The 2,840-nt window shown below is 59.1% G+C and carries 5 protein-coding genes; 3 read left to right on the top strand and 2 right to left on the bottom strand.

The genetic code is table 11. From position 1 onward, the window contains the following. Together BP846_RS04730 and BP846_RS04725 are read left to right on the top strand one after the other, a co-directional pair. Positions 1 to 507, top strand: a 507-nt coding sequence (locus tag BP846_RS04730; protein WP_292392956.1) for a metallopeptidase TldD-related protein, incomplete at its 5' end; no start/stop codon positions are given. Next, positions 508 to 771: a pro-sigmaK processing inhibitor BofA family protein gene (locus BP846_RS04725; protein ID WP_292392954.1), complete on the top strand. Its 264-nt coding sequence runs from the start codon at positions 508 to 510 to the stop codon at positions 769 to 771. A gap of 518 nt (positions 772 to 1,289) precedes the next feature. Here the strand turns inward: BP846_RS04725 and BP846_RS04720 are convergent. Both BP846_RS04720 and BP846_RS04715 read right to left on the bottom strand, forming a co-directional pair. Then, positions 1,290 to 1,688, bottom strand: a complete 399-nt coding sequence (locus tag BP846_RS04720; protein ID WP_292392952.1) for a type II toxin-antitoxin system VapC family toxin — start codon at positions 1,686 to 1,688, stop codon at positions 1,290 to 1,292. Positions 1,689 to 1,690: 2 nt separating this feature from the next. Then, positions 1,691 to 1,897, bottom strand: a complete 207-nt coding sequence (locus BP846_RS04715) for a DUF2281 domain-containing protein (protein WP_292392950.1) — start codon at positions 1,895 to 1,897, stop codon at positions 1,691 to 1,693. 323 nt (positions 1,898 to 2,220) lie between these two features. Here BP846_RS04715 and BP846_RS04710 point away from each other — a divergent pair, with 323 nt between their 5' ends. Beyond that, complete coding sequence (locus BP846_RS04710) at positions 2,221 to 2,733, top strand: hypothetical protein (protein ID WP_292392947.1); 513 nt, start codon at positions 2,221 to 2,223, stop codon at positions 2,731 to 2,733. Positions 2,734 to 2,840 lie beyond the last annotated feature (107 nt).

Raw genomic sequence — 2,840 nt, 5'->3', positions numbered from 1 at the left:
CTCTCCATCTACGACGACCCGTTTGTCCCCGGCCTCGGGAGCACCGCCTGGGACGCGGAAGGCGTCCCCACCCGCCGTCTGGTCTTCGTGGAGCAGGGGGTGCTCCAGCGGTTTGCCTACGACCTCAAGACCGGTTACCGCTACGGCGAGGGGAGCACGGGGAGCGCCGTCCGGTTCGGGAGCGAGGGTCCCGGGATCGGGGTTCACAACCTCTTCGTCGACGGGCCCCGGACAAAAGAGCCCGGTGATGAGCGGGCGGTCTGGATTCACGACGTCGTGGGCGCCCATACCGCGAATCCGTTCTCCGGCGACTTCTCGGTGGAGATCTCGAACCCCTTCTGGATAGAGGACGGGGTTCTCACCGAACCCATCCGGACGGCGATGTTCGCCGGGAACGTCTTTGAGATGCTCCGGGAGATCGGGGGACTCGGAAAAGATGCAAGACGGGTTGGAAGGCTGACGATTCCATCAATACGGTTAAATAATCAGCAGATCATTGGTAGATAGATGATGGAGGAGATCCTCGCTATCCTTCTTGCCGTCGCGATAGCCGCGGCGCTCTACTACCTTATGAAGAAGGCCCTCACACTCCTCATCAACGCCGTCGCCGGGCTCATCACGCTCTGGCTCCTGAATTACTTCAGCATTCTTGCCTGGTTCGGCGCCCCCGATATCCAGATCAACCTGGTGACGATCCTCATCTGCGCCCTTGGGGGGCTCCCCGGCGCTCTGGTCGTGGTCCTGCTCCACCTTATCGGGATTACGCTCTGAAGGGGCGGGTTTTGGGGGGCTCCTCTTCTACGCCCCCCTCTTCCGCCGGGAGTTCCTCTACCGTCTACACCGTGTCGAAGGATAAGCCAAAGATCAGTTACACGGCCTTCTTCCGACTTTCAGCAGTAAGAGTTCTGGCCGGGCATTTTTCTCACAACCCTCATTGAAGCAGAGTACCGGGGCAGCAACAAGGTCTCTCGCGTTGAGCGCGAAGCCGCGAAGGACGTGTAGCCTCTCCCCCATCGTAACCTTTCGCGCTCTTCGCGGCTTCGCGTGCAGCTGGCGATCACTCCCACGCACCCGCAACATACGGTGAACCGGTCCACTCGTTCATTATTTCAGGACATGATCGTCTTACTGCGGAAGGTAGGTAAGACCGAGCTCCCGGGTGGTCTTCTCGCCGGTCATCGTGCTACCCCCCTTGAGGGATGATAGGGCGCCAAAACGAAAAAAACCTGACCGTAATGGCTACACAGTGATCCGGTACGGCCTCTATGGCTGGTTCACCCTGGAAATTCTCACCGCTCAATGTCTGCAGGCATCAGTCTCCCGCCGGGTGTTCTCTCAAAATCGCTGTCAAACGACACAAGCGCGAGGTTGTACTCAGCCGCTGCGGTATACTGATATGCGTCATCAAAATCGAGACGGTACAGTTCCATAGCCTCGACAAGACACCTCATTTGAACGGGATTGAGAGCGACCACCGTCACCGAGCCGTCGATGAAGAGATCCTCGATGAAACCGCAGAAGGCTGGCATACACCCGAGACGGCCCAGGATTACACCAATGGAATGAAGTGAAAAATCCGTGATGAATAACCGATCAGAAGGAACAGAAGAGAGGAACGTATCGACTTCTCCCGAACGGCCCTGGTCGAGAAGGCGCTCCAGCCAGATATTCGTATCCAGCAGATACATTTTCACTCGGTGCGCCACGACAGCGACTCTTTCTGCAGATCGAGAGCGGTATAAGTATCCCGGTACCGGCGGATCGCCCCAGCCCAGGTCTGTCGGAGCGGTTTAGTCCGCTTGCGCTTCTGTTTCTGGAGCAGGTAGGCGACAAAGTCCAATGCCTCTCTCCGGTGTTCGGGGGAGAGTTCCCTCACGAGTTCTTCGATACCTGTCATGGCACCCATCTCCACAAGGATCTACGGATCTGTTGTGCGTTTCCCACCCGGAAGCGTTCTGATCCACGATCCGGATAGATACCTATTGGGCAAGGTCGGACAAGAATGTTTTCCCATCGGGCTTTCCTTCTATCTCCGGGATAGTGCTCCCTCATCAAATGCAGGGGGCCTGCTATCTCCATATGTCTCAGAAATTGGGTGATAATCAGGCCTGGGACGAAATTCTAGCTCCCCGATAAAGTCAGACTAATCCCCTCCCCCATCCACCCTATACGTGTCTGTCATATTCCCGGGAAGCCTGGCAGGCAGGAGAGAACAGACCCATGGCAGACTTTACGCAGACTACCGTGAACAAAACGGCGGTCCGGGATCTTGCAGTCCCGATCGCCGATGTAACGTCGTTGAACACCCTCGTCCAGTCGGTCATCGCCGACAACCCCTTCGGGTGCATCGGGTATACGACCAAAGCCGGCCAGACCATCGATGGGGTCATCCGGAACCGCGAGCACTACACCGGCAAGGTGAACTTCATCGACGAGCAGACCGGCAAGCGCCTTGGGACCGTCTCCCTGCAGTCCCCGACGATCGCCGCGTTCGAGGCGAACGCCGCGGAGGTGCTGGATAACGCGGCCCTTGCGACCGCGATGGGTGCAACCGATGCCGTCCGGAACGGCCCCGGCGAGACCTACTACGCCCAGCTCAAGTGCCACGACCCGTCGGGTGACGACTATTACGTCACCTTCACCCGGAGGACCGTCCGGATCTCGTCCGGAGAGGACGACGCCATCCGGACCGCGGTCGAGACCTGGGCCGACGCCGTGCCCGCACTGGCGTGAGAGGGGGGCAGGGCCCCCGCTCCCTTTTTCCTGTCTCCGAAGGGTGCCACCCCCGGTTGACCGCGACAGAGATGGTCGAAGACTCCGAGCGGGGAACCGGGATCCTG

Source organism: Methanoculleus sp. UBA303, from assembly GCA_002501655.1.
In the GTDB taxonomy this organism is placed as follows: Archaea; Halobacteriota; Methanomicrobia; order Methanomicrobiales; family Methanoculleaceae; genus Methanoculleus.
Note: the sequence above shows the minus strand (reverse complement) of the source record. Positions and strands in the feature narration are given on the sequence as shown.